The sequence below is a fragment of the Streptomyces sp. AC627_RSS907 genome (assembly GCF_019049165.1).
In genome coordinates, this window is the sequence record NZ_JAGMUE010000650.1 from 1 (window position 1) to 602 (window position 602).

Sequence of the window (602 nt, forward strand, 5' to 3'; positions counted from 1 at the left end):
CTCCGCGCCTGCTCTCCCTTGGCGACGCAGGACCAGACGAACTCCATCCGGCCCGGCATCTCCAGCGCCGCCGCGTCGTAGATGACCCGACACTCGACGCCGCGCCGCAGCAACTGGTCCTCGATGGGGTTCTCGTTGGCCGTCGCGCTGAAGTACGGCGGGCAGTCGACCACCAGCATCTCCCGCTCCGCGCCGAGCTGGAGCTGTTCGACCCGGTCCCGCATCGCGAGCGGGCCCTCGACCAGCTCGATCAGGTCCCCGGGGCTGCTCGCGGTCGCCCCCTGGTAGCGCACGGCCAGCTCCCGCAGGTGCCCGCGCAACTCATCGAGCTCCTGCTGCCGCCGCTCGGCGAGGGCGTCGAAGGCCGCGCCGGGTGGGGCGGCGGTGTAGCGGGCGGGCCGGCCCCCGATCCGGGCGATCAGGCCCGACTCGACCAGTCGCCGCAGGGCGGGACGGACCTGGGCCGGGGTCGCCCCGACGGCGTCGGCGAGTTGGGTCGTGGTGCAGCGAGGGGTGGACAGCACATGCAGATACAGGGCGCTCTCGGTGGCGCCGAGACCCACGGGTTCCAGCAGCGCATCCGGCATCGGCCCAGCATAGGA

At 73.3% G+C, this 602-nt stretch carries 1 protein-coding gene; it reads right to left on the reverse strand.

Annotated elements, in window-relative coordinates; all coding sequences use genetic code 11:
• Positions 1-587 (reverse strand): TrmB family transcriptional regulator (locus KUM32_RS37600; RefSeq protein WP_217146325.1); only part of this gene is annotated, 587 nt, incomplete at its 3' end.
• Positions 588-602: the final 15 nt, after the last annotated feature.